This window comes from Marinobacter persicus, from assembly GCF_002934325.1.
GTDB classification, from domain to species: domain Bacteria; phylum Pseudomonadota; class Gammaproteobacteria; order Pseudomonadales; family Oleiphilaceae; genus Marinobacter; species Marinobacter persicus_A.
On record NZ_PTIV01000003.1, the window covers coordinates 42,294 to 67,914 of the forward strand.

Genomic DNA, 25,621 nt, shown 5'->3' on the forward strand with positions numbered 1-25,621 from the left:
CTCCTTTTCTATTCGGTGTCAAAGACGCCGCGAAGATCCACCTGCGGGTCACTCCAGCTTCCGGTGACGTCGTAGGTGGCACTTGTGAGTCGGCTCAAGGGGTCGCCCAATAGCTTGTCCAGTACAAACAGGGCGCCACCAATGGGAGCACCTGCCCCCAACAGCACGGCTGCCAGCGGCAGGTTCTGGGTCACCGGCAACACCACCACCAGACGCATGTCCAGGGTTTCCTGGGCGATATCCGTGGTGCCACTCAGCTTAAAGGCACCGGATGGTCCCGCCAACTGTAATTCAGGGTCCAGGGTCACCATCCCGTCCACAATGCGGGCCTTGCCGGAAATGGCATCAAAGGCCACGCCCGCCTCGTACAGGTCCGAGAAATCGAGCTTCAACCGGCGCCACAGGGTATCGGTGTTAAGCAGGTTGAACACCCGGAACAGCTGAGCCGAGCCACTTTCCTGCAGAATAACACCATCATCCAGCCGCCCGCGAATATGGCCATTCAGCCGACTTGCCTTAATGTCGTCCGGACTCCCGGGCCAGCTCAGGTCCAGCTCAACGTTGGTTTCTTTGTTGTTCAGGGGAATGGAACCGCCGGACAGTGCTTCCAGATCCCGCAGGGAGCCACCGGTCAAGGCGCCCTGAAATCGACTGGTCTCCTGGCCATTGACGATCGACCATAGCAAATCACCTTCCAGCCGCAGGGAACCTAACTGCCCAACCACCTGTTGCACATCCAGCTTGCCCGGCTGCGGACGCAGCTTGAAATCCCAACTGCCGGCCTCCTCACTGCCCAGCACCAGACGGCCGATGGTGACGTTTACATCAGGCCATTCCCCCATCTCGAGTGCGCGGAAGGCTTCCAGTTGCTCTTCCAAAGTCAGAAACTCGGTGTCTGATGCTGCCGTTGCCTGCCCCTCCCTATCCAGGCGAAGGGTTTGGAGGTCCGCTTCCACAAGACCACCATCCAGCGGCAACACAAAACGGCCGGCGGCCCGCTCGGAATCGGTGTGCACGACCCAGTGGTTGCCCATGTCCAGGGCGTTGATGGTGATCTGATCCAGCTTGTGGCCACCCAGCATTAGCCAGGGGAACACCAGGTCGAACCCGGAGTCTTTCCATTGCAGCTCAAACTCGAGCCGGTCCTGCCACTGCCCCGATACATTGATTCCTTCCTGAGCAAAAGGATCAATCCTTGCCGTCATGGGCGTGGCCGCACTGGCCGGTTTTGCCAGTGGTGATGGCCAGTCAACGCTCAGGCCCGCAAGATCCGATGTCAGCGCCACCGTTGGTGCCTCGGCACCATCAATCATCAGCTTCGCTTCATAATCCAGTGTGCCGGCAAGCCCCAGGGAGGTGCCTTTGGGCAACCCCATTTGCTGGAGGAATTCCGGCATGGGCAGACGCCCGGTCTGGCGAATCCGCAACGCCTTTTGATTGTTCGTGGTGGTCAGGTGCACGGCCACCGGTTGATCAAAGAAGTCAGCCCGTACCGCCCCGCCGGAGAATCCGTTTTCCGTGTGATACGTCAGGTCACCCCGGACGTTTTGCCAGCTTACGCCGGCCTCAGGCAGTGAAAACTGACCGTTGTCTGTTTGAACCCGGGCCTGGACAACCGGCTGGGGGCTTTCTGTCATCGGCAATTCCAGCCCGAGATCCAGGCGGAAGTTGCCGGCGTACCCGGCGCTGCGTAACAGCTCGCCCGACCAGTCTCCCAGGGGCGTATTGGTCAGCCACCAGGAAACGTCTCCCCCGGTGACCTGCGGCGACACATTCACCTGCAACCACGGGGCTGCCGCGGCGTCTCCCGGGTGCAGACGGGCAACCGCACCGGCGGCATCCAGACCACCACTTACACCGTTGTTCAGGGTGATCAGGGCCTGGTTATTGTGAACCTCAACGCGCCCGGCCGCGTCGGTGACGGGCGGCCATGCCGGATCATAACGCACGTCGCCCTGCTCGAACTCATACCACATGGAGGAGGTGAAAGAGCCCCGCGGGGCGTTACGGTCAATACGACCGTGACCGTAATAGGCTCCTGCGGTAATGCGCCCACCGTTGATGGCTTCTGTCAGCCACCGGTAAAGCCCCTCGTTAACCAGGTGCACGGGCACGAACTCACCAATGCGGCTGGCATCGGCGTTTTCAACACCCACACGCAGACCGAGGTTATCCTCACCCTCACGATCCAGGCGCAGGTCAAAGGCGCCCGTGAAATGGGTGTCCTGCTCATAGCGGGCTTTCAGGTCGTCGGCATAAACCCGGGTGATCGGGCCATTCAAAGCCCAGGACACCCGGCCCGACAGCGTTTGAATGGTCCAGGCACCGGCAAACAACTCGGGGAAACCGACGGTCACGGGCTGCTGGTTATCCAGCTGGATAAAGCCTCCGTTAGCATCCAGTTGAAGCTGGCCCTCAACCCCACTGGCTCCGGGTGCGCCATGCCAGGCCCGTACACCGCCATCCCGTACATGCGCAGAGAGGCGGAATTCCGCCAGTTGCTCCGGTAAAAGCAGGAAAAAATCATCGAGATACCCCGAAGGACGGTAGTTCTCAAGGGCTTCCGTCGCCTGCGTTGGGAGTAACGGCAAAGCCTGGAGCAGGCCGAGAACCGGGTCCAGAGGAAGCTCGTCCGCGGCCAGCGCCAAACCATTGCCCTGATGCTGAAGACGGACACTGAAGGGTTCTACACTCGATTCCTGCCATTGCCATTGCAGCTGACTAAGCACCAGAGCGTCATCCGGCCGCCAGCCAAAGCGAGCCTGAATGTTCTCCAGCGGCGCCAGGGATTGCTGCGCCGCCCCCAGTTGCAGGTACGGGGTCGAGACACTGCCCTGGATTTCCGCCAGTTGGCCCTGATCAAAGGTCAGCCAGGCCTGACCGCCCAGATCGATGCCCTCCACGCGGATGTCTCGCCAACTGAGGTCGGCAATCAGGTCATCAAACAACCGGCCGGAAGCCACGTCCACATAAAGCTGGCCGGTGAAGTCTCCCCGGAAAAAGTGCTGCCCTACCAGAGCAAAGCTGGCCAGTTGATTGGAAGTGCCACTTTGCATGGCGCGCCCGGCCGCCTGGAACAGCCCCTGGTGATAGACCAGATCCAGCTGGGGCAGGTAGAAATGGCGCAGGTTGTCCGGCTGATGCCCCACCGACAGGTTGACCCGGGTGACTCGAGCCTGGGGGTCGGAAAGCCACTGGCCCGCCAACGCCAGCCAATTGGATTTGTCGGTCGCCGTCAGTATGGGCTCCAGCTCCTCCGCCGCTTCCTCCAATGGGAGCGACTGGGGCTTGATCACCTTCAAGGCAAGACCATCCGCTTCCAGATCTTCAAAGACAAGGCGACCACGGCGAAGCGAGGACCAGAAGTTCAGACGCAGGCGCAAGTATTCAAGGTTGCCATCCAGAAGGTTGTTATCCGGCGTACGGACCACGAGGTTGGAAGCAATGAGGGAAGGGTCCAGCCAGTTCCAGCGCGACGAAAGCCGGCCGATCTGGATGTCCAGACCGGTTTGTTCGGAAATCACGGCCGCCAGGTCGTCTTTGTAGGTGTTGATATTGGCGGTTAGTTGCCGACCGATGGCGGCATACAGCGCCAACAACACCAACACGACAAGTATGGACCACCAGACCAGGCTGGCCAGTCGGGATAGCAGACGGGACATCACTGGTTAGAGCAGCACCACATCGTACTGCTCCTGACTGTAGAAGGGTTCCACCTGAAACCGGATAGCCTTGCTGATAAAGGTTTCCAGATCCGCCACGTTGTCAGACTCTTCATCCAGAAGCCGGTCAACCACTTTCTGGGAGGCCATTACCAGGTAACTCTCGGCCTCGTAGACGCGGTTAACCCGCATGATCTCCCGGAAGATTTCGTAGCAGACGGTTTCCGCCGTTTTCAGGAAGCCCCGACCATCACAGATGGGACAGGGCTCGCAGAGGATCTGCCCCAGGCTTTCGGTGGTGCGCTTACGGGTCATTTCCACCAGGCCCAGCTCGGAGACGCCGGTGATTTTGGTCTTGGCGTGGTCCCGCTCCAGCATTTTCTCCAGCATACGGTGGACCTGACGCTGGTGCTCGGGGTCTTCCATGTCGATGAAATCGATAATGATAATGCCGCCAAGATTACGCAGGCGCAGCTGGCGGCTGATGGCCCTGGCCGCTTCCAGGTTGGTCTTGAAGATGGTCTCTTCCAGGTTCCTGTGGCCAACAAACGCACCGGTGTTGATATCGATGGTGGTCATGGCCTCGGTCTGGTCAATGATGACGTAACCGCCGGACTTAAGCTGAACTTTCCGACTCAGGGCTTTCTGTATTTCGTCCTCAACCGAGTAGAGATCGAAAATCGGCCGCTCGCCCGGGTAATATTCCACCCGGTCGGAGAATTCCGTGACAAACTCGCGCACAAACTCCATCACCCGCTGATGACTCTCACGGCTGTCGATGCGCACTTTCTCGGTTTGTGGCCGGATCAGGTCCCGGATGGTTCGGATGAACAGGGGCAGGTCCTCGTACACCGCGGAAGGCGTGGGGGCCTTGGCGATACGCTCTTCCACCGACTGGCTGAGACGATGCAGATACACCATATCGGCGATGAGTTCTTCGTCGGTGGCGGCCTCGGCGGCGGTCCGTACGATGTAGCCGCCCTCGATGTCTTCGTGTTCGGCCGCAGCCTCTTCGATCAAGGCCTTCAAACGGGCGCGCTGGGCGTCATCCTCGATGCGCTGGGAAATACCGATGTGACTGACGCCCGGCATGAATACCAGGTAGCGGGAAGGAATGGATAACTGAGTGGTCAGGCGGGCGCCCTTGGTGCCAATGGGATCCTTGGTGACCTGGACCACCAGGGACTGGCCTTCACGGAGCAGTGAGCGAATGTCGGGCACGGTTTTCGGCGTCCCGGGCACATCCTCGGCGGGAGACTGGCCGCCGACCACATCAGAGGCGTGAATAAAGGCGGCACGCTCCAGGCCAATATCCACAAAAGCGGCCTCCATGCCCGGCAACACCCGGACCACTTTGCCCTTGTAGATATTGCCGACAATGCCCTTACGACTGGTGCGCTCGATGTAGGCTTCCTGCAACATGCCATTTTCGACCAACGCCACCCGGGTTTCGACCGGGGTCACATTGATCAGAATTTCCTCGCTCATGTTGCCTTCTCCTTTTCTTCTTTTTCAGCCTTGTTACCGGCGCGACCAGTTCCGCCAGACCGGATGTCCTGCCTGCGCGAGCAACGCAGCGGTCTCCTGAAGCGGCAAGCCGACAACTGCACTGTAGCTGCCCTGCAAATCAGTCACAAAGATACCACCAAGGCCCTGAATGCCATAACCACCGGCTTTATCCATGGGCTCACCCGTGGCGATGTAGGCATCAATCTCGCCAGCCTCCAGCTGACGGAAAGTCACGTTGGTCACCGACACCACAGACTGGCACTGGCCTTTTCCCACCAGCGCGACAGCCGTCATGACCTGGTGAGTGTTGCCCGACAGCCGGGTCAGCATGGACCGGGCTTCTGCCTGCGTGGCTGGCTTGCCCAGTATTTCACCTTCCAGGACCACCGACGTATCCGAGCCCATCACCAACTGATGCGGATTGGACAAGGCCACAGCCTCGGCTTTCTCGCGCGCCAGCCGCTCAACGTAATCATAAGCGGTTTCATCGGGCCCTGGCGTTTCATCAATGTCGGCCGGCTGCACGTCGAATGACACGCCAATGCTCGTTAACAACTCCGTACGACGAGGAGACGCCGACGCCAGAATCAATTGCTCCATCGCGATTACCCCAGCTTACGATTGAGATTATCGAATGCGGCCGCGACGAAAGGCCAGGCGATGGCGCTGGTCAATGCCGGCCAGAGATAGGCAAAGCCCGGACTGTCTGCCCCCAGGAACTGCTTCAGGAAGTGCACAAGCATCTGGTTGATACCCAGCACCAGGAACACCACCAGACACTGTTGGGCCACGGGGTACATACGCAGGCGCTGATGCATGGCCAGTACCAGGAAGGCGATTACCGCCATGGAGACCGCGTTCACGCCCAGGGTAGTGGCCTCAAGAACGTCCAACAGAAGACCGAGGCACCAGGCCAGCACTACCCCAAACTGCGCCGGCGCCCGCAGCGTCCAGTAAAACACCACCAGCCCCAACCATTCGGGGCGGAACTCAAACCAGCCAACCGGGAACAGGGAAATGCTGAGCACCAGGGCCAGGATGACGGAGATCGCAAATAATGGATAACTGATTACCGACAGCATCAGTCTGCCCCTCCACTGCCGTCGTTGTTGGCAGACTCTGCCTCAACGGACTCTTCCGGAACCGGCTCGACATTTTCCTGTGGCGGAAACACCACCAGCAGCAGACGACTCTGGTTCAATCGGGCCTTGGGTGTCGCCTGGATACTCATGAACGATTCTCCGGGCTCTTTAACAATATTACTGACCTCAGCCACCGGATATCCCCGGGGAAAACGCCCGCCCAACCCGGAACTTACCAGCATATCGCCTTCCCGGATGTCGGCCGTGTCCGGTACGTGGATAAGCTCCAGCTGCTCCCGGTCGCCATTTCCCAGGAGGATGTAACGCAAGCCATTACGAACCACTTCCACGGGCACGGCGTGGCTGCTGTCGGAAATCAACAGCACCCTGGAGGTAAATTGACTGGTGTTTATGACCTGACCCATCAGGCCCTGGGAATCCAGTACCGCCTGGCCGGGCCGAAGGTTGTCGTTGGCGCCTTTATTGATGATGACTTCATGAGAGAAGGGATCCGGGGAGACACCCACCACCTCGGCAATGATCACCCGGTCATCGACACTTTCCGAGGAATTGAGCAGTCGGCGCAGCTCGTTGTTCTCGGCCGCCAGGGCCGCGTATTTGAGTGCACGACGTTCCAGAATCAGCAGGCGGGTCTTGAGCTCTTCGTTTTGCTCTTCAAGATCCCCGCGACTGACGAACAGATCGGCCACCCAATCACTGAAGCGATAGGGGGCGTTGCCCAGCCAGTGCACCGGCGCCAGGCCAGTGGCCAGGGTGCTGCGCACGGAAGCCAGCTGCTCAAAACGTGCATCGGCAGCGATCAACGCTGCCGACACCAACATCACAAGAATCAGACGGAAGCCGGGAACCGGCCCCTGGACAAATATGGTCTTAATGGTTAGCCCCTCCCACGGGATCAACCCTCCTGGGAGAACATTCCAATACCACTGCGGTCAATCACTTCCAGCGCCTTACCGCCACCACGAGCCACGCAGGTCAGCGGGTCTTCGGCGATGATTACCGGCAGGCCGGTTTCCTCGCTGATCAGTTTGTCCAGACCGCGCAGCAAGGCGCCACCACCGGTCAGCACAATGCCGCGCTCGGCAATGTCGGATGCCAGCTCGGGCGGCGACTGTTCCAGGGCGCTTTTCACGGTTTGCACGATCTGGGCCAGGGATTCCTGCAGCGCGTCCAGTATTTCTTCACTGTTCAGGGTGAAGGAACGGGGAACACCTTCGGCCAGATTACGACCACGGACGTCGATCTCGTGCACATCCAGGCCTTCAAAGGCACAACCGATTTCGTGTTTGATGCGCTCGGCGGTGGAGTCACCGATCAGGCTGCCGTAGTGACGACGAACATAAGTGACGATGGCTTCGTCGAATTTATCACCGCCCACCCGAACCGATTCGGCGTAAACAATGCCGTTCAGGGAGATAATGGCAATTTCGGTGGTACCACCGCCAATGTCCACGATCATGGAACCGCTGGCTTCCTCGACCGGCAGGCCGGCACCGATGGCGGCCGCCATGGGCTCTTCAATCAGGAAGACTTCCCGGGCGCCAGCGCCGAGTGCTGATTCGCGGATGGCCTTGCGTTCCACCTGGGTGGATTTACTGGGCACGCACACCAGCACGCGCGGACTCGGTGTAATGAAGCTGTTTTCGTGCACTTTATGGATAAAGTGCTGAAGCATTTTCTCGGTGACCACGAAATCGGCAATCACGCCATCCTTCATCGGACGAATGGCCGTGATGTTGCCCGGGGTACGGCCGAGCATGCGCTTGGCTTCGGCACCAACGGCAGCGACGACTTTCTGGGAATTGTTGGTGCGAATGGCGACGACGGACGGCTCATTCAGCACAATACCGCGTTCACGCACATAGATGAGTGTATTGGCGGTGCCCAGGTCGATGGACAGGTCGCTGGAGAAGAGGCCTCGGAGTTTTTTAACTAACATTCGTGTTGTTTCAACCTGAGAGTTGCGGCTGTGGAAAAGAATGCGGCAACTTTAGCAGTGGGGGCATGCTCAGGCAAGGCAACATCGCCGTTTCGGAGGTGTGTCGCGTCACAATTTGTGAGCCGGCATCGGGGTCCATCAGGGGCGGGATTCTGGTAATATGCCCGGCAAATTGCACAGATATTGATTCCATTAAACTGTTTTCACATTTATGAAACTGGAGGCAACGTGAGCATTTCCCGCGAGGACATTGAGAAAGTTGCCGTGCTCGCCCGCATCAAGGTGGATGACGAGCAGGTATCGGCGCTGGAGAAAGATCTCGGGAATATCCTGGATCTGGTGGACCAGCTGGGTGCGGCGGATACCGATTCGGTAGAGCCGATGGCGCATCCACTGGATGCGGTCCAGAAGCTGCGGGCCGATGAGGTAACAGAAACCAATCAGCGCGAGGCGTTCCAGGCCATCGCGCCGGCCACGGAAGACGGCCTGTACCTGGTACCCAAGGTTATTGAATGAGCCATGGCTATTCAGTGAACCATTTGGCCATCCATCCCAGAGAATTCAGGATTCACGATGCATAACAAATCTGTAGCAGAGCTTTCCCGGGAACTGGAGAGCGGGAATGTTTCCAGCGTGGAACTGGCACAGCAGTTCCTGGATCGCGTGAAGCGCGAAGACGAGAAGTACAACAGCTTTATTACCGTTTCCGAGGAGCAGGCGCTGGCCGAGGCGAAAGCCGCCGATGAAATGCGCGCCGCCGGCAAGGCCACGCCCTGGACCGGGGTACCGTTTGCCCACAAAGACATTTTTTGCACCAACGGCGTTCGCACCACCTGCGGCTCGAAGATGCTGGAGAACTTCGTACCGCCCTACGACGCCACGGTGACGGCGAATTTCCGGGCCGCCGGCGCGGTGTGCCTGGGCAAGACCAACATGGACGAATTCGCCATGGGTTCGTCCAGCGAATCCAGCTACTACGGCGCCACTACCAACCCCTGGGGCCTGGGCGCAGGCGACAAGCGGGTACCGGGCGGCTCCTCCGGCGGCTCGGCAGCCGCCGTGGCGGCGCGCCTGGTACCGGCGGCCACCGGCACCGATACCGGCGGCTCCATCCGCCAGCCGGCCGCCCTCTGCGGCATTACCGGCCTGAAACCCACTTACGGCCGGGTTTCACGCTACGGCATGATCGCTTTCGCTTCTTCCCTGGACCAAGGCGGCCCCATGGCCCGCACGGCGGAAGATGCGGCGCTGATGATGAACGTGATGGCCGGCCATGACCCGAAAGACTCCACCTGCATCGACCGCGCCGTGCCGGATTACACCGCCACACTGAATGAGCCACTCAAGGGCCTGAAAATCGGCCTGCCGAAGGAATACTTCAGCGATCAGCTATCGCCGGCCATGGAAGAGCAGGTGCGCAACGCCATCCGCGAATACGAAAAGCTGGGCGCGACGGTGAAGGAAGTGTCCCTGCCCAACGCCAAGCTGGCCATCGCGGCGTACTACGTCATCGCACCGGCGGAGGCCTCCGCCAACCTGTCCCGCTTTGACGGCGTGCGCTACGGCTACCGCTGCGAGGACCCGAAAGACCTGATGGACATGTACACCCGCACCCGGGCCGAAGGCTTTGGCAGCGAGGTGAAGCGCCGGATCCTGGTGGGCACCTACGCCCTGTCCCACGGCTACTACGATGCCTACTACCTGCAGGCGCAGAAGGTTCGCCGTCTGATCCAGCAGGATTTCCTGAATGCGTTCAAGGATGTGGACGTGCTGATGAGCCCCGTGACGCCCTCGCCGGCTTTCGCCCAGGGCGAGAAAACCACGGATCCCGTCGCCATGTACCTGGAAGACGTATTCACCATTGCCATCAACCTGGCGGGCATTCCGGCCATGTCGGTCCCGGCGGGCTTTGTCGACGGACTGCCGGTGGGTCTGCAGATTATTGGCGACCACTTCTCCGAAGCCCGGTTGCTGAACGCCGCCCATCAATTCCAGCAGGTGACCGACTGGCACCAGCGTGAACCGAAATAAGCCCGACAGAGGAGACGGACACATGCAGTGGGATATCGTGATCGGGCTGGAAATTCACGTTCAGCTCGCCACCCGTACCAAGATTTTCTCCGGCTCCAGCACCGCCTACGGTGCCGAGCCCAACACCCAGGCCAACGCGGTGGACCTGGCCATGCCGGGCATGCTGCCAGTGCCGAACGAAAACGCGTTCCGTTACGCGGTGATGTTCAGCCTGGCCACCAACGCCGAAATTGGCCGCCGCTCGGTGTTCGAGCGCAAGAACTACTTCTACCCGGACCTGCCCAAGGGCTACCAGACCACCCAGCTGGCCGAGCCGATTGTTGGCCCCGGCCATATCGACATCGACCTGGCCGATGGTTCCAGCAAGCGGGTTCGCATTCACCATGCGCACCTGGAAGAGGATGCCGGCAAGTCGTTGCACGAGGACTATCACGGCATGTCCGGCATTGATCTGAACCGCGCCGGCACCCCGCTGGTCGAGGTGGTCACCGAGCCGGACATGAACAGCGCCGAGGAAGCGGTGGCCTTTGCCAAAAAGCTGCACAGCCTGGTGACGTCGCTGGGCATCTGTGACGGCGACATGTCCCAGGGTTCCATGCGCTTTGACGTGAACATCTCGCTGAAGCCCAAGGGCTCAGACGAGCTGGGCACGCGCACCGAAACCAAGAACCTGAACTCGTTCCGGTTCATGGAGCAGGCCATCCACCACGAAGTGGAGCGGCAGATGGACATCCTCGAGGACGGCGGTCGCATCGTGCAGGAAACTCGCCTGTACAACGGCGACCGGGACGAGTCCCGCTCCATGCGCACCAAGGAAGAAGCCAACGACTACCGCTACTTCCCCTGCCCGGACCTGCTGCCGGTGGAGATTGACGACGCCTTCATCGAAGAAGCGCGCGCCAGCCTTCCGGAGCTGCCGGACGAGCGCAAAGCCCGCTTCAAGGACCAGTACGGCCTGAACGACTATGACGCCGGCGTACTGTCTGGGGAAGCCAAACTGGCGGCGTTCTTCGAGGAAACCGTGCAACATGGCAAAGACGCGAAACTGGCCGCCAACTGGATCCAGGGTGAGTTCTCCGCGCGTCTGAACGCGGAAGAGAAGTCTGTTGCGGATTCACCGATTTCCGGCGCTCAGCTTGGCGCCCTGGTGGTTCGGATTGCCGACAACACGGTCTCTTCCGCTGGCGCGAAGAAGGTTTTCGAAGCGCTATGGACCGGTGAGAATGAGGATGTCGACGCCATCATTGACGAAAAGGGCCTGAAGCAGGTGTCTGACACCGGTGCCTTGGAGGCGATGGTCGACGAGGTGCTGGCCAGCATGCCGGAGCAGGTTGAGCAGTACCAGAATGAGGACAACCCGAAGAAGCGCAAGAAGATGCTTGGCGGCTTCATGGGGCCGCTAATGAAGGCCTCCAAAGGCCAGGGTAACCCCAAGCTGTTCAATGAGATTCTTGTTCGCAAGCTTGGTGGGTAATGATTTCAGGCTTGGGTCGCACACTATAGTTATGACCCAAGCCTGAAGAATCTGCGGGAGGGGTGGATTTAAAGCCCACCCACCTGACTGTCTTCTCACTCCGACATCCGCTTGAACAGTCGCTCAAACTGCCCGATATTCTGCTGAATGTAATCGATAAACGCCTGCATTGCCGGCGTGGGCTGACGAGCCTGCGGGTAAACAACGCACCAGCTACGCCTCAGGGGGAACCCCGGCACATCCACCACCTGAAGGCTGCCGAGTGCCAGTTCCGACAACACGCCCAATCGGGGCACTACCGCCACCCCCAAACCCGCCAGCACGGCATGCTTGACTGCGTCATTGGACCCCAACTCGATGTCCGGCTGCATTTTGAGCCGATGCTCCTGACAGAACACCTCCAGCGCCAGACGGCTTCCGGAACCCGGCTCGCGGGTCAATAACTGGTTGGCGAGAAAGTCCTCCGGGCTGACCTCCTCCCGATCCAGCAAAGGATGCCCACGAGGAGCCACCGGCACCAGCTCGTTGTCGAGAAAAGGAAGGGACATCAAAGGGCGGTCCGTCGGTACCATGCCCATGATGACCAGGCCCGCCTGATTGTCATTCAGACTCTGTAACGCCGTTGCCCGGTTCACCACCGATATCGACACGTTTACCTCGGGGTTCAGCTGGAGAAATGAGCGAAGCAGGTACGGCACCACATACTGGGCGGTGCTCACCGCCACCAGCTTCAACTCACCGGCAACCCGCCCTTCCAGCTCCGCCAGTCGGGTCTGCACCCTCTCCAGCTCGCCGAAGACCGAACTGACACAGCCGGCCATTTCTTCACCGGCCGCCGTGCAATAAAGCTTACGCCCCACGTACTCAAACAATCGGGAGCCCAGGGCCTGCTCCAGATGCCGGATCTGGCTGCTGACGGCTGGCTGTGTCAGCCCCAGCAATTCCCCCGCCCGGCTGTAACTTTCCAGTTCGTGGACTGCTCGAAACACCTGCAACTGGCGAAACGTCAGCCGGTTGGCAAGCTGCTGAATGCTACTGGGCATGGATTCCCCTTCTTAACCACTCACCTATAAGCATTTACTTATATATCACCCAAATAATATCAATTTTTACTTTTAGCGACACCCCGATAGGCTCAACGTACCTTTATCGAGGACGCAAAAACGGGGAATCTCCCATGCTAAAAAAAGTTCTGATCGCCAACCGCGGCGAGATTGCGGTCCGGATCATAAGGGCCTGCGCAGAGATGGGCGTGCGTTCCGTGGCCATCTACACGGAACCGGATCGCTACGGCCTTCACGTCAAGCGCGCCGATGAATCCTACTCTCTGGGCGAGGACCCGATTGCCGGCTACCTCGACCCTGCCCGAATCGTCAACCTGGCTCTGGAAACCGGTTGTGATGCCATTCACCCGGGCTATGGCTTCCTGTCGGAGAACGCCGAGTTCGCCCGCCTGTGCGAACAGCAGGGCGTTACCTTTATTGGTCCGGCTTCCAGCGTTATCCACAAGATGGGTGACAAGACCCAGGCCAGGAACAGCATGCGCGCTGCCGGCGTGCCCGTGACACCAGGCTCCGACGGCAACCTGGAAAGCCTCGAAGAGGCCCTGGAGCTGGCCAACGACATTGGCTACCCGGTGATGGTGAAAGCCACCTCCGGGGGCGGCGGCCGGGGGATCCGTCGCTGTGACACGCCGGAAGAACTGAAGACCCATTACCCCCGCGTGATCTCCGAGGCCACCAAGGCGTTTGGCTCGGCCGAGGTCTTCATGGAAAAGTGCATTGTTAACCCACGCCACATCGAGGTTCAGATACTGGCAGACAGCCAGGGCGAAGCGGTGCACCTGTTCGAACGGGACTGCTCCATCCAGCGCCGCAACCAGAAGCTGATCGAGATCGCCCCCAGCCCGCAACTTACGCCAGAGCAGCGCCAGTATATCGGCGGACTGGCGGTTAAAGCCGCCAAGGCCGTGGGCTACGAGAACGCCGGCACGGTGGAGTTCCTGTTGACCGGCAACGAAGTCTACTTCATGGAGATGAACACCCGGGTTCAGGTGGAGCACACCATCACCGAAGCCATCACCGGCGTGGACATTGTCCGTGAACAGCTGCGCATTGCCTCGGGGCTGCCGCTCACCTATCGCCAGGAAGACATTCAGTACCGGGGCTACGCCCTGCAGTTCCGCATCAATGCCGAGGACCCGAAAAACGACTTCCTGCCCAGCTTTGGGCGAATCACCCACTACTACGCTCCGGGCGGCCCCGGCGTGCGGGTGGATACGGCTATTTATACGGGTTATGAGATTCCGCCCTACTACGACTCCATGTGCCTGAAGCTGGTGGTCTGGGCGCTCACCTGGGACGAGGTGATTGACCGTGGCAAGCGCGCCCTGGACGACATGCGCCTGCACGGCATCAAGACCACGGCCAACTATTACCAGCAGATTCTGGACCACCCGGACTTCCGTAAGGGCCTGTTTGATACAAGCTTCGTTCCGGCCCATCCGGAGTTGCTGAACTATTCCACCAAACGTCATCCGAGCGAAATCGCCCTGGCGATCGCGGCCACCATTGCCGCCCACGCTGGCTGGTAATCTGCGGGAGGAACCAACATGAGCAATACGAAGAAGATTGAAGTTACCGATGTCATCCTGCGGGATGCCCACCAATCGCTGATCGCCACCCGCATGCGCACCGAAGACATGCTGCCGATTTGCGACAAGCTCGATCAGGTTGGCTACTGGTCCCTGGAAGTCTGGGGCGGCGCGACCTTTGATGCCTGTGTCCGCTTCCTGAAGGAAGACCCCTGGGAACGCCTCCGCCAACTGCGAGCGGCTCTTCCCAATACCCGACTGCAGATGCTGCTGCGCGGGCAGAACCTGCTGGGCTATCGCCATTACGCCGACGACGTGGTGGAAGCCTTTGTTCACAAGGCGGCCGAGAACGGCATTGACGTGTTCCGTGTGTTCGACGCCCTGAACGACCTGCGCAACATCGAAACCGCGATGAAAGCGGTCAAGGCCGCCGGCAAGCACGCCCAGGGCACGATCTGCTACACCACCAGCCCGGTTCACACGCCCGAGCTGTTCGTGAAACAGGCCAAGGACATCCAGGCCATGGGCGCCGACTCCATCGCCATCAAAGACATGGCCGGCCTGCTGACCCCCTATGCCACCGAAGAGCTGGTTCGGGCGATCAAGAGCGAAGTGGACCTGCCCCTGGTGGTTCACAGCCACGCCACCTCCGGCCTGGCGGCCATGTGCCAGCTGAAGGCTATCGAAGCCGGTGCCGACCGCATCGACACCGCTATCTCGTCGTTTGCCCAGGGCACCAGCCACCCGGCTACCGAGTCTCAGGTGGCAGCCCTCAAGGGTACCGACTACGACACCGGCCTGGATCTGGAACTGCTCTCGGAGATTGCCGACTACTTCCGCGAGGTGCGCAAGAAATACCACCAGTTCGAGAGTGAATTCACCAAGGAAGATGTCAGCGTCCAGATCAACCAGGTACCGGGCGGCATGATGTCCAACCTGGCCAACCAGCTCAAAGAACAGAATGCTCTGGAAAAAATCCGGGACGTGTTCAACGAGATCCCGAAAGTCCGGAAAGATCTCGGTTTCCCGCCGCTGGTGACGCCAACCTCCCAGATCGTTGGCACCCAGGCGGTCTATAACGTGTTGTCCGGGCAGCGCTACAAAACCATCACAAACGAGGTGAAACGCTACCTGCAGGGCGGATACGGACAGCCACCCGCACCGGTCGACAACGGCCTCCTGAAAAAGGCCATCGGCAACGAATCGGTCAACGAAGGTCGCCCTGCCGACCTGCTGAGTGCCGAGCTGGGCAAACTCCGGGAAGACATTGGTCGTCTGGCCACCAGTGAGGAAGATGTGCTTACCTACGCCATGTTCCCGGACCTGGGCCGCGAGTTTCTGCAGCAACGCAACGACGGCACCCTGCAGCCCGAGGAATTGCTGCCGCCGGAAAGCAAAGGCCGGGGTCATATTGCCACTTCCGTCGCCACCGAATTCCGGATTGACGTCCACGGTGAAACCTACGAAGTGGCGGTCACTGGCGTTGGCGATTCAGGGCCTGGCAAACGCAAGCTGTACATGTCGCTGGACGGCATGCCCGAAGAGGTGGTGTTTGAATCACTGAACGAGTATGTGGCAGAGGGCGGCGGTAGCGGCCGCAAGCAGGCTACCGATCCCGGCCATGTAACAACCGCCATGCCCGGTAACATTGTCGATATTCTGGTGAACGAAGGTGACAACGTGAAAGCCGGCCAGGCCGTGTTGATCACCGAGGCCATGAAGATGGAAACCGAAGTTCACAGCAACATCGATGGCACCGTGCAGGCCATCTACGTTAGCAAGGGCGATCGTGTAACGCCCGGCGAAGTGCTGATCGACATCAGCTGACGAATACGAGGACGCTTATGGACCATATCATTCGTGGTGTACTGGATTTCCGGAAAAACGTGTATCCGGAGCACAAGGATCTATTCGGCGAACTGGCCACTGGCCAGAATCCGGACGTGCTGTTTTTTACCTGCTCGGATTCACGGATCGACCCGAACATGATGACAGGCACCCACCCGGGTGACCTGTTCATCTGCCGGAATGCGGGTAACATCATCCCGCCACACAGCAATGAAACCGGGGGGATGACCGCATCCATCGAGTTTGCGGTGGCGGTTTTGAATGTGCGACACATCATCGTGTGCGGCCACACCGACTGCGGCGCAGTGAAAGGCGCCCTGGATGTGCAGGGCCTCAAAGGCCTGCCCCACGTCCAGGAGTGGCTGGGCCACTGCCGGTCAGCCATCGAAATTGTTCGGGAGCGTCATGGTATTGCCAGCGACCAGCCGCTGGACGCCCAGTTCCTGAATGAAGCCATTGAAGAAAACGTGCTACAACAGGTTCAGCACCTGCGCACTCACCCAACCGTGGCGGCCAAACTGGCCACTGGCAAAATTCAGATCCACGGCTGGGTCTATGACATCAAGTCCGGGAACATTCGCTGCTGCGGGCAGGACAGCTACCAGTTCCAGAACTTCGATGATTTCTATGCCGATACCATCAAGGAAATCGGCAAGGCCTGATCCGGGCGCGACTCACACCAGAGTCGCCCATAGATCGTGCTGGTCGGCGTGCTCCACGACGGCCTGTACGATCTGGCCCGGGGCCAGGTCCGCCTCACCATTCAGGTAAACCATCCCATCGATCTCCGGGGCATCTGCCTTGGAACGGCCAATGGCGCCTTCCTCGTCCACCTCGTCAATCAGTACGTCAATCGTTTTACCAATTTTCGCCTGCAAACGGGCGGCCGAGATTTCCGCCTGTTTTTCCATAAACCGGGCCAGGCGCTCCTCCTTGACGTCCTCGGGCACCGCACCTTCCAGCTCATTCGCCGGGGCGCCCTCAACCGGGCTATAGGTGAACGCGCCCACCCGATCCAGCTGGGCTTCGTCCAGCCAATCCAGCAGGTATTGGAAATCCTCTTCGGTTTCGCCGGGGAAGCCAACAATGAAGGTGGAGCGAATGGTCAGCTCTGGACAGATTTCCCGCCACTTTCTGATACGCTCCAGCGTCTTGCTGTCGTGGGCCGGGCGCTTCATGGCCTTGAGCACACGCGGGCTGGCGTGCTGGAACGGAATATCAAGATACGGCAGGATCTTGCCTTCGGCCATGAGCGGAATAATGTCGTCCACATGCGGGTATGGGTACACGTAATGCAGCCGCACCCAGACGCCCAGTTCACCCAGCGCTTCACATAACGCCTGCATTTTTGTTTTCAGCGGACGCCCCTGCCAGAAGCCGGTACGGTATTTGATATCCACACCATAGGCGGAGGTGTCCTGGGAAATGACCAGCAGCTCTTTCACACCCGCATCCACCAGGCGTTTGGCTTCGTCCATCACCTCACCAATGGGACGGCTCACCAGGTCGCCGCGCAAGGCGGGGATAATGCAGAACGTGCAGCGGTGGTTGCAGCCCTCGGAAATCTTCAGGTAGGCGTAATGCCGTGGCGTCAGCTTCACACCCTGCGGCGGCACCAGATCGGTAAACGGATCGTGCTCCTGCTTTGGCGGCACGTACTGATGCACCGCACCCACCACCTCTTCGTAGGCGTGAGGCCCGGAAACCGCCAAAACACCGGGATGGGCTTCACGAATCTTGTCACCGTCGGCACCCATGCAACCGGTGACGATCACCTTGCCGTTTTCACTGATGGCCTCGCCAATGGCGTCCAGGGATTCCTGCTTGGCGGCATCAATAAATCCGCAGGTGTTCACCACAACAATGTCAGCATCGTTATAGCTTGGCACCACATCATAACCATCCAGGCGCAGCTGGGTGAGGATACGCTCGGAATCCACCAGGGCCTTGGGACAACCCAGACTGACAAAACCGACTTTGCCGCCCTTGGCGGTCACTTGTGCTTTTTCGTTCATATATCTCTGCAGAAACCCTGGAGCATGGTGGCAAGACCGGCCAACAGCCCCTCATGAATGAATCGTAATCTTAGCCCAGCTGGAAACTAACTTCAGCCATAACAGCAGGCCACAGACTCTGGCAAGATGACAGTACTCAAAAGTATTTCACAAATATGGCAACTTTTGTTGACAACACTTGCTGATCACTTTTTGGACACATAAAATCCTTACAAACCATCGGGCTTTATAACGGAAAATAACTATGGGGAAGGTAGCATCGTTTGAAACCGGCCACGCCAAACGCGTCAGGATGAAAACAGCCACAACGCGACCCAATCTGCGGAACCAGCAACGGGTGGATGTAGAGCTGGATATAACCCTGGAAGTTCCCAAGGGGCAATGTGTTAACTGCCAGGCTTCCAACCTTTCCCGCGCCGGCATGACCCTGTGTTGCAACCTTGAAACCGTCAAACAGCTCATTCCCGGCATGCGCCCCCCTGCTCCCGGCAGCTGGGTGGAAATCAAGGCCCGCTTCCCGGTCCCCGTCCTGAAAACCCAACCTGTCACCGTTCTGGCCGATGGCAACATCGTCAATATGCGCCGGATCTCCCGGGACGAGTTCGAGCTGGGCGTTCAGTTTTCCGAGTTCGAGGGCAATGGATTCGACTACGTCGACAAGTGCGTTTCCCGCCTGCTCGCAGAACAGAAGCACTAGCGGCCGGGGCTCCTAAAATTCCTCAAAGCACACCATATTGGTAGAACCAAAAATTCTACCTTCTTTTATTTTTATACCTAAAAGACACTGTTATAGTGGGTTATCCATTGATCTCGTCGCACCCTGCGCAAACGGATGACCATGACCACGTATAACCTGACCCATCTCAAACAGCTGGAAGCCGAGAGCATCCATATAATCCGGGAAGTTGCCGCCGAGTTCGACAACCCCGTCATGCTCTATTCCATCGGCAAAGACTCCGCCGTGATGCTGCACCTGGCATTGAAGGCCTTCTACCCCGGCAAGCCGCCGTTCCCGCTGATGCACGTCGACACCACCTGGAAGTTCCGCGACATGATCGAGTTCCGGGACAAACAGGTTCGCCGGTATGGCCTGGATTTGATCGTGCACACCAACCAGGAAGGCGTGGAACAGGGCGTGGGCCCGTTCACCCACGGCAGCGCCAAGCACACCGACATCATGAAAACCCAGGCCCTGAAGCAGGCGCTGGACAAATACCAGTTTGATGCCGCTTTCGGTGGCGCCCGCCGGGACGAGGAAAAATCCCGCGCCAAGGAGCGCGTGTACTCGTTCCGCGACGAGCACCACCGCTGGGACCCTAAAAACCAGCGCCCGGAGTTGTGGAACATCTACAACGGCAAGATCAACAAGGGCGAGAGCATTCGCGTATTCCCGCTGTCCAACTGGACCGAGCTGGACATCTGGCAGTACATCTACTTGGAAAACATCGACATTGTGCCGCTGTATTTCGCCGCCGAACGCCCGGTGGTGGAGCGCGATGGCACACTGATCATGGTGGACGACGACCGCATGCCGCTGAAGGACGGCGAGAAGCCCGAAATGAAATCGGTACGCTTCCGCACCCTGGGCTGCTACCCGCTGACCGGGGCCATTGAATCCAAGGCTGATACGCTGCCGGACATCATTCAGGAAATGCTGCTGGCCACCAGCTCCGAACGCCAGGGTCGGGTGATTGACCACGACTCGGCAGGCTCCATGGAACAGAAAAAGCGGGAAGGGTATTTCTAAGATGTCACACCAGTCTGATCTGATTGCGGAAGATATTCAGGCCTACCTGAAACAGCACGAGAACAAAGAACTGCTGCGCCTGCTGACCTGTGGCAGCGTCGACGACGGCAAGAGCACCCTGATCGGCCGCCTGCTGCACGACACCAAGATGATCTACGAAGATCACATGGCCAGCCTGCAAAGCGACAGCGCCAAGATGGGCACCACCGGCGAGAAGCTGGACCTGGCCCTGCTGGTGGACGGCCTGCAGGCCGAGCGGGAACAGGGCATCACCATCGACGTGGCCTACCGCTATTTCTCCACCGACAAACGCAAGTTCATCATTGCCGACACCCCGGGCCATGAGCAGTACACCCGCAACATGGCCACCGGCGCGTCCACCGCGCAGCTGGCGATCCTGATGATCGACGCCCGCCACGGTGTGCTGACCCAGACTCGCCGGCACTCGTACATCGCCTCTCTGCTGGGCATTCGCCACATCGTGGTGGCGGTGAACAAGATGGACCTGGTGGATTTCAGCGAAGAGCGCTTCAACGAGATCAAGGACGACTACCTGGCGTTCGCCGCCAAACTCGGCCTGAAGGACATCCGCTTCGTGCCCATCTCGGCGCTGGACGGCGACAACGTGGTGAACAAGAGCGAGAACACGCCCTGGTTTACCGGTCAGCCGCTGATGGACATCCTGGAAACCGTGGAAGTTTCCCGGGACAAGAATCTGGAGCATTTCCGCTTCCCGGTGCAGTACGTCACCCGCCCGGATCTCAACTTCCGGGGCTTCTGCGGCACCATCGCCTCCGGCGTGATTCGCCCGGGCGATGATGTGATGGCCCTGCCCTCACGGCGCACCAGCAAGATCAAGGACGTGGTGACCTTCGATGGCAACCTGGAAGAAGCCTACATCGACCAGGCCGTCACCCTGACCCTGGAAGACGAAATCGACGTCAGCCGTGGCGACATGCTGGTGAAGGTCGAAGACGAGCCGGAAGTGCACAACCGCTTCAACGCCAACATCGTCTGGATGACCGACGCGCCGCTGGAAACCGGCCGCCTGTACGACATCAAGCTCGGCCCCACGTTCACCTCTGGCACGGTGAAGACCATTCACCACCAGACCGACGTGAACACCCTGGAGCAACAGGCCAACCCGGAGCGCCTGCAGCTGAACGAAATCGGCCTGTGCGAACTGACACTGAACCAGCCCATCGCGTTCGATGCCTACCAGCGCAACCACGCCACCGGCAGCTTCATCGTGATCGACCGGCTGACCAACGTGACCATCGGCGCGGGCATGATCGAAGGCCTGGCCGACGGTATCGAATCACTGGACCCGGTTACCACCGACGAGCGCGAACGCCGCCTGGCCCAGAAGCCCGCGATCATTGCCTGCAATGGCAAGCACGCCCCGGAACTGGCGCTGGCCGTGGAACGGGCCCTGTTCGACCAGGGCAAGACCGCCGTGGTGGTCTCCGAAGACAACACCGGCGATGCCGACGAACGCCGTCATGTAGCCCAGTTGCTGACCGCCCATGGGTTGATCGCCATTGCCGAGAACCTGGGTTCCGACGTGGCCAACGCAACGGTGAGCGCCGATGCGGAACAGGACATTCCGGCGGCGGTCTCAGGGCTGGTTCAGGAGCTGGTTCGTAGTAAGCGGATCTGATTTTCGGTATTCCTGAGACTAGAGATTCCTACCTCGGTGGCTGGCGCCGGGGTGGGGATCTCTTTTTCTTTGGAAAAATAACTCGCTTCGCTCAGACATCTTTTTCCGGCAGAAAAAGAGACCCCCACCCCATCCGCCGGCAAGCTTTAGTGTTATACCTACATAAAAGTCTGCAAAGGATCCAACTGGCTGATTCAGCGTTCCCCGAGAGGCTCGTGGACGTGGGGCAGGTTATTCTTTTTCTCTAGAAAAAAGATGTCTGAGCGCAGCGAGTTATTTTTTCGTAAGAAAAAGAATAACCTGCCCTGCGGCCCTCCCCCAAACAGAAGGCTACCCATGAATCCCACCCCAATTCATGGCAGAATCTCCCCCGCTTGAATCACCCGCCAACGCCAACAGGAGCTGAACTCGATGGCCATCAAACACCTGCGCACCGCTTTCGCCAGCCAATACCAACCGGGCCAGCCCGCGCGCCTTGTTGCCGGCGAGGCCATGCAGGAGCCCGGTGGCGACTATGAAGCCCTGCACAAGCAGATGAAGCGCCTGTTCAACAGCAAGCCGGGCAAAAAATACGGCCGCTTCTCCGAAGACCTGGGCGAATGCCCGTTCAGCGCCTGGCTGAAGGATTACCTGGAAGACAAGCAGAGCTTCAACGCCCTCACCGACCGCCTGTTTGGCCAGTGGCAGGAACTGCTTAACGGCTGCCAGGAAGAGTTCGACGGCCACCTGATGCTGGTGCACGAAGCGCTCGCGGATTCCGAAGTGGCCTATCTGCTGGTGCTGGAAACCGACAGTGCCATGCGCTTTGACGGCAGCGAGCGGCTGGATGCCACCGACATTATCAGCCTGTCCCGCCTGAACCTGGCTGTGCGCATCGAGCTGGATGACTGGCTGGGCGAGAACGGCAGCGACAACTACCTCACGCTGGTACACGGTCGCGGCACCGGCGAGCCGGGCGACCTGTTCATCCGCCTGAGCGGCTTCACCAACAACGTGGACGTGGAAAAAGAGACCCTGACCTTCCTCGATGCCGTGGAAGCCTTCGCCAAGAACTCGGAGCCGGAAAAAGCCGGCGAAGTGCGCGCCAAGGCCTACGAGTTCTGCAAGGACCAGCACGCGCTGGGCGAGCCGGTGGAAATCGAGGCCCTGTCCGGCTACCTGGATGAAAACCAGCCCGAGCGCTTCAAGGAATTCGCCAGCCAGAACGCCGAGCTGCCGGAAAGCGGCGTGCTGCACCCGGACCACCGCAAGGTCAAGAAACTCGTCCGCATCGCCGGTTCGGGCGGTGGCATGAGCGTGTCCTTCTCCTCGGACCTGGTCAACCAGGCGGTCTACTACGACCGGGACAACGACGCGCTCACCATCACCCGCCTGCCCAAGGCGTTGCGGGAGCAACTACAGCGCTATCTGGAAGCCCGGGAAGACTGAAGAGCGGCGAAGAGCATCGCCGGTTACTCGCTGGCGATGTTCTCGGGCTGGTCGTCCCACCTTGGTCGATTAGCCCGCTGCTTGCGCACCTCCTGCATCCACCCCACCCCATCAATCAGCTCGCCGCTATCCGGATCAATCGGCGGGTACGGCAGTTTCCGGTCATCGCAGTAGCGCTTCACGGTGGGCTGACACCAGCAGAAAAGCAGGCGCTGGTATTCTTCGTCCGGCAGGCGCTGGCGATCAAACATCCCCGCCAGCTTCCGCTGACGCTGGGCCTCGGAAAGAATGATCGAGCACGCCGAGGACACGTTCAGTGACTCCACCATGCCCATCATCGGAATCACAATGTGCTCATCCGCCTGCTCCGCCGTAACCGGGTTGACTCCGTCCACCTCGTTGCCCATCACAATGGTGCACGGCACGGTGTAATCCACATCCCTGAAATCTACCGCCCGGTCCGACAACTGCGCGGCGTACAGCTTGTGGCCTTGGGCCTTCAGTTCGGTCACGGCGTTGTCCATGGTGGGATGGGTGTGGGTGGTCACCCAGTTGTAACTGCCACCAGCGGTTTTCCGAAACGCGCGAAACCCTTCTTTTGGCCACACCACATGCATGTTCGCCACGCCGAAGGCATCGCAGGAACGGATAATGGCCGAGAGGTTTCTTGGCTTGTGCACCTGGTCGGTCAGCACCCGCAAATCGGGTTGGCGGGTGTCCAGAGTCTGCTTGATTCGGGCTAGGCGTTCGGGGGTCATGGTTTGTGTGTTTTCTGTTTGGTTAATCTGTCAGGTATCGCCTGGATTTAAAGCTTGGGGGCTGGCGCCGGGGTGGGTAGTGCTTTTCTTCCGGAAAAAACAACTCGCTTCGCTCAGACAATTTTTCCTGCAGAAAAGCACTACCCACCCCACGCCGATCATCTGATGGGTTTGATGATCCATGGCCTACTAATTCAAAAGTTAGATCGAAGGGCTTTGGGGATGCCTTTCCAAAAATTTCGAAGGCCATGAATGGCCTGAGAGAAGCGCACAGGGATGTGCTCGTAGCGGTTTTTGGAAAGGCATCCCCAAAGCCCTTCCGAATCCCAAGCCCGAGGAAAAGTGATCATAGCACAAACCCAAATAAGGAATACCGAGACAACGGTGGTTGAAGTTTAGGCACCCCGTTATAATACGCAGTCCATTTTTGCCCGCGCCCCACACCACACCCGGCGCCCATACACCAAATTACGTGAGACCCATGGCCAAGAAGCTGTACATCAAAACCCACGGCTGCCAGATGAACGAGTACGACTCCGCCCGCATGGCCGATCTGCTCAAGACCGGCGAAACCGTGGAAATGACCGACTCACCGGACGACGCCGACATCCTGCTGCTGAATACCTGTTCCATCCGCGAAAAAGCCCAGGAAAAGGTGTTTCACCAGCTCGGCCGCTGGAAGGGCCTGAAGAGCAAGAAACCGGATCTCATCATCGGCGTGGGTGGCTGCGTGGCGTCCCAGGAAGGCCAGGCCATCATCGACCGTGCCCCTTACGTGGACATGGTCTTCGGCCCCCAGACCCTGCACCGCCTGCCGGACATGATCACCGAGATCAAAACCAAGAGTAACGGCGTGGGCGTGGTGGACGTCAGCTTCCCGGAGATCGAGAAGTTCGACAACCTGCCCGAGCCCGGTGCCGATGGCCCGTCTGCGTTTGTCTCCATCATGGAAGGCTGTAGCAAGTACTGCACTTTCTGCGTGGTACCCTACACTCGTGGCGAGGAAGTCAGCCGGCCGGTGGACGATGTGATTGCCGAGGTTGCTCACCTGGCCAGTCAGGGTGTGCGGGAGATCAACCTGCTGGGCCAGAACGTGAATGCCTTCCAGGGTGAGACCCACGATGGCGACACCATGGACCTGGCGGAACTGATCGAAGTCATCGCCACCATCGATGGCATCGACCGCATCCGCTACACCACCTCCCACCCGGTCGAATTCAGCGATGCGCTGATCGACGTGTACGAGCGCGTGCCGGAGCTGGTGAGCCACTTGCACCTGCCGGTGCAAAGCGGCTCGGATCGCATTCTGGCGGCCATGAAGCGCGGCCATACAGCGCTGGAGTACAAATCCAAGCTGCGCCGGTTGCGTAAGATTCGCCCGGACATCAGTTTTTCCTCGGACTTTATCATCGGCTTCCCGGGCGAGACTGAAAAAGATTTCGAAGACACCATGAAGCTGATCAACGACATCGGCTTCGACATGTCGTTCAGCTTCGTTTACAGCGCACGGCCGGGTACCCCGGCGTCCGACCTGCCGGACGACACGCCCATGGACGTGAAGAAACAGCGCCTGAGCATTCTTCAGAATCGCCTGAATCAGAACGTGATGGACATCAGCCGCAAGATGGTGGGTAACACCGAGCGGATCCTGGTAACCGGCCTGTCCAAGAAGGACCCGGGCGAATACGCAGGGCGCACGGAGAACAACCGCATCGTGAACTTCCGCCACGAAAACCCGAAGGTGGTTGGGCACTTTATCGACGTGGAGATTGTCGAAGCCTACCCGAACTCCCTGCGGGGCGTGCCGGTTAATTCGGAACTGCTTTAATAGCAGCACCCAATCCAACTGGAGAC

General features: G+C 59.4%; 20 protein-coding genes. 11 read left to right on the forward strand and 9 right to left on the reverse strand.

Annotation, left to right across the window (positions count from 1 at the left end; translation table 11 throughout):
* Positions 1–8 precede the first annotated feature (8 nt).
* Genes BY454_RS02480 through BY454_RS02505 form a run of 6 tightly spaced genes read right to left on the reverse strand, consistent with a single transcriptional unit; the run spans position 9 to position 8,213 of the window.
* Entirely contained in the window at positions 9–3,662 is a 3,654-nt protein-coding gene (locus BY454_RS02480) for a YhdP family phospholipid transporter (protein ID WP_104415057.1), read from the reverse strand.
* 6 nt (positions 3,663–3,668) lie between these two features.
* A complete protein-coding gene (gene rng, locus BY454_RS02485; RefSeq protein ID WP_104415058.1) occupies positions 3,669–5,150 on the reverse strand; it encodes a ribonuclease G in 1,482 nt (493 codons plus the stop codon).
* Positions 5,151–5,183: 33 nt separating this feature from the next.
* Positions 5,184–5,771, reverse strand: coding sequence for a Maf family protein (locus tag BY454_RS02490; RefSeq protein WP_104415059.1), 588 nt, complete (start codon positions 5,769–5,771; stop codon positions 5,184–5,186).
* A 5-nt stretch (positions 5,772–5,776) separates the two neighbouring features.
* Positions 5,777–6,253: a rod shape-determining protein MreD gene (gene mreD / locus BY454_RS02495; protein ID WP_104415060.1), complete on the reverse strand. Its 477-nt coding sequence runs from the start codon at positions 6,251–6,253 to the stop codon at positions 5,777–5,779.
* Positions 6,253–7,140: a rod shape-determining protein MreC gene (gene mreC, locus BY454_RS02500; protein ID WP_104415194.1), complete on the reverse strand. Its 888-nt coding sequence runs from the start codon at positions 7,138–7,140 to the stop codon at positions 6,253–6,255. The genes mreD and mreC overlap by 1 nt, the downstream gene beginning before the upstream one ends.
* 29 nt (positions 7,141–7,169) lie before the next feature.
* On the reverse strand, positions 7,170–8,213 hold the full coding sequence (locus BY454_RS02505; RefSeq protein ID WP_104415061.1) for a rod shape-determining protein: 1,044 nt from the start codon (positions 8,211–8,213) through the stop codon (positions 7,170–7,172).
* Between the two features lie 228 nt (positions 8,214–8,441).
* On the opposite strand from BY454_RS02505, the gene gatC reads away from it, so the two are divergent.
* Genes gatC through gatB form a run of 3 tightly spaced genes read left to right on the forward strand, consistent with a single transcriptional unit; the run spans position 8,442 to position 11,718 of the window.
* The gene (gatC, locus tag BY454_RS02510) at positions 8,442–8,729 is read left to right on the forward strand and encodes an Asp-tRNA(Asn)/Glu-tRNA(Gln) amidotransferase subunit GatC (RefSeq protein WP_104415062.1); all 288 of its coding nucleotides are present in this window, start codon (positions 8,442–8,444) and stop codon (positions 8,727–8,729) included.
* A 57-nt stretch (positions 8,730–8,786) separates the two neighbouring features.
* On the forward strand, positions 8,787–10,244 hold the full coding sequence (gene gatA, locus BY454_RS02515; protein ID WP_104415063.1) for an Asp-tRNA(Asn)/Glu-tRNA(Gln) amidotransferase subunit GatA: 1,458 nt from the start codon (positions 8,787–8,789) through the stop codon (positions 10,242–10,244).
* Between the two features lie 22 nt (positions 10,245–10,266).
* Positions 10,267–11,718 carry an Asp-tRNA(Asn)/Glu-tRNA(Gln) amidotransferase subunit GatB gene (gene gatB, locus BY454_RS02520; RefSeq protein WP_104415064.1) on the forward strand — a complete coding sequence of 484 codons (1,452 nt, stop codon included), beginning with the start codon at positions 10,267–10,269 and terminating at the stop codon, positions 11,716–11,718.
* A gap of 95 nt (positions 11,719–11,813) precedes the next feature.
* On the opposite strand, the gene BY454_RS02525 is transcribed toward gatB, so the two are convergent.
* Positions 11,814–12,761 (reverse strand): LysR family transcriptional regulator, encoded by a 948-nt coding sequence (locus tag BY454_RS02525; RefSeq protein WP_104415065.1) that lies wholly within the window; start codon positions 12,759–12,761, stop codon positions 11,814–11,816.
* A 134-nt stretch (positions 12,762–12,895) separates the two neighbouring features.
* Here BY454_RS02525 and BY454_RS02530 point away from each other — a divergent pair, with 134 nt between their 5' ends.
* The 3 genes from BY454_RS02530 to BY454_RS02540 are packed head-to-tail and all read left to right on the forward strand — an operon-like array spanning position 12,896 to position 16,821.
* Positions 12,896–14,311, forward strand: coding sequence for an acetyl-CoA carboxylase biotin carboxylase subunit (locus BY454_RS02530; RefSeq protein WP_104415066.1), 1,416 nt, complete (start codon positions 12,896–12,898; stop codon positions 14,309–14,311).
* A gap of 18 nt (positions 14,312–14,329) precedes the next feature.
* Complete coding sequence (oadA, locus tag BY454_RS02535) at positions 14,330–16,138, forward strand: sodium-extruding oxaloacetate decarboxylase subunit alpha (RefSeq protein ID WP_104415067.1); 1,809 nt, start codon at positions 14,330–14,332, stop codon at positions 16,136–16,138.
* A 17-nt stretch (positions 16,139–16,155) separates the two neighbouring features.
* A complete protein-coding gene (locus tag BY454_RS02540; protein WP_104415068.1) occupies positions 16,156–16,821 on the forward strand; it encodes a carbonic anhydrase in 666 nt (221 codons plus the stop codon).
* 12 nt (positions 16,822–16,833) lie between these two features.
* Here the strand turns inward: BY454_RS02540 and rimO are convergent, their stop codons facing one another.
* Positions 16,834–18,174: a 30S ribosomal protein S12 methylthiotransferase RimO gene (gene rimO / locus BY454_RS02545; protein WP_104415069.1), complete on the reverse strand. Its 1,341-nt coding sequence runs from the start codon at positions 18,172–18,174 to the stop codon at positions 16,834–16,836.
* Positions 18,175–18,418: 244 nt separating this feature from the next.
* Between rimO and BY454_RS02550 the strand changes: the two genes are divergently transcribed.
* The 4 genes from BY454_RS02550 (at position 18,419) to BY454_RS02565 (ending at position 23,009) form a co-directional block, all read left to right on the forward strand.
* The gene (locus tag BY454_RS02550; RefSeq protein WP_258075537.1) at positions 18,419–18,871 is read left to right on the forward strand and encodes a PilZ domain-containing protein; all 453 of its coding nucleotides are present in this window, start codon (positions 18,419–18,421) and stop codon (positions 18,869–18,871) included.
* Positions 18,872–19,006: 135 nt separating this feature from the next.
* Positions 19,007–19,921: a sulfate adenylyltransferase subunit CysD gene (gene cysD / locus BY454_RS02555; RefSeq protein WP_308471483.1), complete on the forward strand. Its 915-nt coding sequence runs from the start codon at positions 19,007–19,009 to the stop codon at positions 19,919–19,921.
* A gap of 1 nt (position 19,922) precedes the next feature.
* On the forward strand, positions 19,923–21,581 hold the full coding sequence (cysN, locus tag BY454_RS02560; protein ID WP_104415071.1) for a sulfate adenylyltransferase subunit CysN: 1,659 nt from the start codon (positions 19,923–19,925) through the stop codon (positions 21,579–21,581).
* A 411-nt stretch (positions 21,582–21,992) separates the two neighbouring features.
* The gene (locus BY454_RS02565) at positions 21,993–23,009 is read left to right on the forward strand and encodes a nucleoid-associated protein (protein ID WP_104415072.1); all 1,017 of its coding nucleotides are present in this window, start codon (positions 21,993–21,995) and stop codon (positions 23,007–23,009) included.
* A 23-nt stretch (positions 23,010–23,032) separates the two neighbouring features.
* Here the strand turns inward: BY454_RS02565 and trmH are convergent, their stop codons facing one another.
* A complete protein-coding gene (trmH, locus tag BY454_RS02570; protein ID WP_104415073.1) occupies positions 23,033–23,767 on the reverse strand; it encodes a tRNA (guanosine(18)-2'-O)-methyltransferase TrmH in 735 nt (244 codons plus the stop codon).
* Between the two features lie 481 nt (positions 23,768–24,248).
* Between trmH and miaB the strand changes: the two genes are divergently transcribed.
* Positions 24,249–25,595, forward strand: coding sequence for a tRNA (N6-isopentenyl adenosine(37)-C2)-methylthiotransferase MiaB (gene miaB / locus BY454_RS02575; RefSeq protein ID WP_104415074.1), 1,347 nt, complete (start codon positions 24,249–24,251; stop codon positions 25,593–25,595).
* Positions 25,596–25,621 lie beyond the last annotated feature (26 nt).

What these genes read in the sequence shown, in the direction of transcription:
- BY454_RS02480 (WP_104415057.1), bottom strand. Translation starts at nt 3,662, where the DNA reads ATGTCCCGTCTGCTATCCCGACTGGCCAGCCTGGTCTGGTGGTCCATA.
- rng (WP_104415058.1), bottom strand. Translation starts at nt 5,150, where the DNA reads ATGAGCGAGGAAATTCTGATCAATGTGACCCCGGTCGAAACCCGGGTG.
- BY454_RS02490 (WP_104415059.1), bottom strand. Translation starts at nt 5,771, where the DNA reads ATGGAGCAATTGATTCTGGCGTCGGCGTCTCCTCGTCGTACGGAGTTG.
- mreD (WP_104415060.1), bottom strand. Translation starts at nt 6,253, where the DNA reads ATGCTGTCGGTAATCAGTTATCCATTATTTGCGATCTCCGTCATCCTG.
- BY454_RS02505 (WP_104415061.1), bottom strand. Translation starts at nt 8,213, where the DNA reads ATGTTAGTTAAAAAACTCCGAGGCCTCTTCTCCAGCGACCTGTCCATC.
- gatA (WP_104415063.1), top strand. Translation starts at nt 8,787, where the DNA reads ATGCATAACAAATCTGTAGCAGAGCTTTCCCGGGAACTGGAGAGCGGG.
- gatB (WP_104415064.1), top strand. Translation starts at nt 10,267, where the DNA reads ATGCAGTGGGATATCGTGATCGGGCTGGAAATTCACGTTCAGCTCGCC.
- BY454_RS02525 (WP_104415065.1), bottom strand. Translation starts at nt 12,761, where the DNA reads ATGCCCAGTAGCATTCAGCAGCTTGCCAACCGGCTGACGTTTCGCCAG.
- BY454_RS02530 (WP_104415066.1), top strand. Translation starts at nt 12,896, where the DNA reads ATGCTAAAAAAAGTTCTGATCGCCAACCGCGGCGAGATTGCGGTCCGG.
- oadA (WP_104415067.1), top strand. Translation starts at nt 14,330, where the DNA reads ATGAGCAATACGAAGAAGATTGAAGTTACCGATGTCATCCTGCGGGAT.
- BY454_RS02540 (WP_104415068.1), top strand. Translation starts at nt 16,156, where the DNA reads ATGGACCATATCATTCGTGGTGTACTGGATTTCCGGAAAAACGTGTAT.
- rimO (WP_104415069.1), bottom strand. Translation starts at nt 18,174, where the DNA reads ATGAACGAAAAAGCACAAGTGACCGCCAAGGGCGGCAAAGTCGGTTTT.
- BY454_RS02550 (WP_258075537.1), top strand. Translation starts at nt 18,419, where the DNA reads ATGGGGAAGGTAGCATCGTTTGAAACCGGCCACGCCAAACGCGTCAGG.
- cysD (WP_308471483.1), top strand. Translation starts at nt 19,007, where the DNA reads ATGACCATGACCACGTATAACCTGACCCATCTCAAACAGCTGGAAGCC.
- cysN (WP_104415071.1), top strand. Translation starts at nt 19,923, where the DNA reads ATGTCACACCAGTCTGATCTGATTGCGGAAGATATTCAGGCCTACCTG.
- BY454_RS02565 (WP_104415072.1), top strand. Translation starts at nt 21,993, where the DNA reads ATGGCCATCAAACACCTGCGCACCGCTTTCGCCAGCCAATACCAACCG.
- trmH (WP_104415073.1), bottom strand. Translation starts at nt 23,767, where the DNA reads ATGACCCCCGAACGCCTAGCCCGAATCAAGCAGACTCTGGACACCCGC.
- miaB (WP_104415074.1), top strand. Translation starts at nt 24,249, where the DNA reads ATGGCCAAGAAGCTGTACATCAAAACCCACGGCTGCCAGATGAACGAG.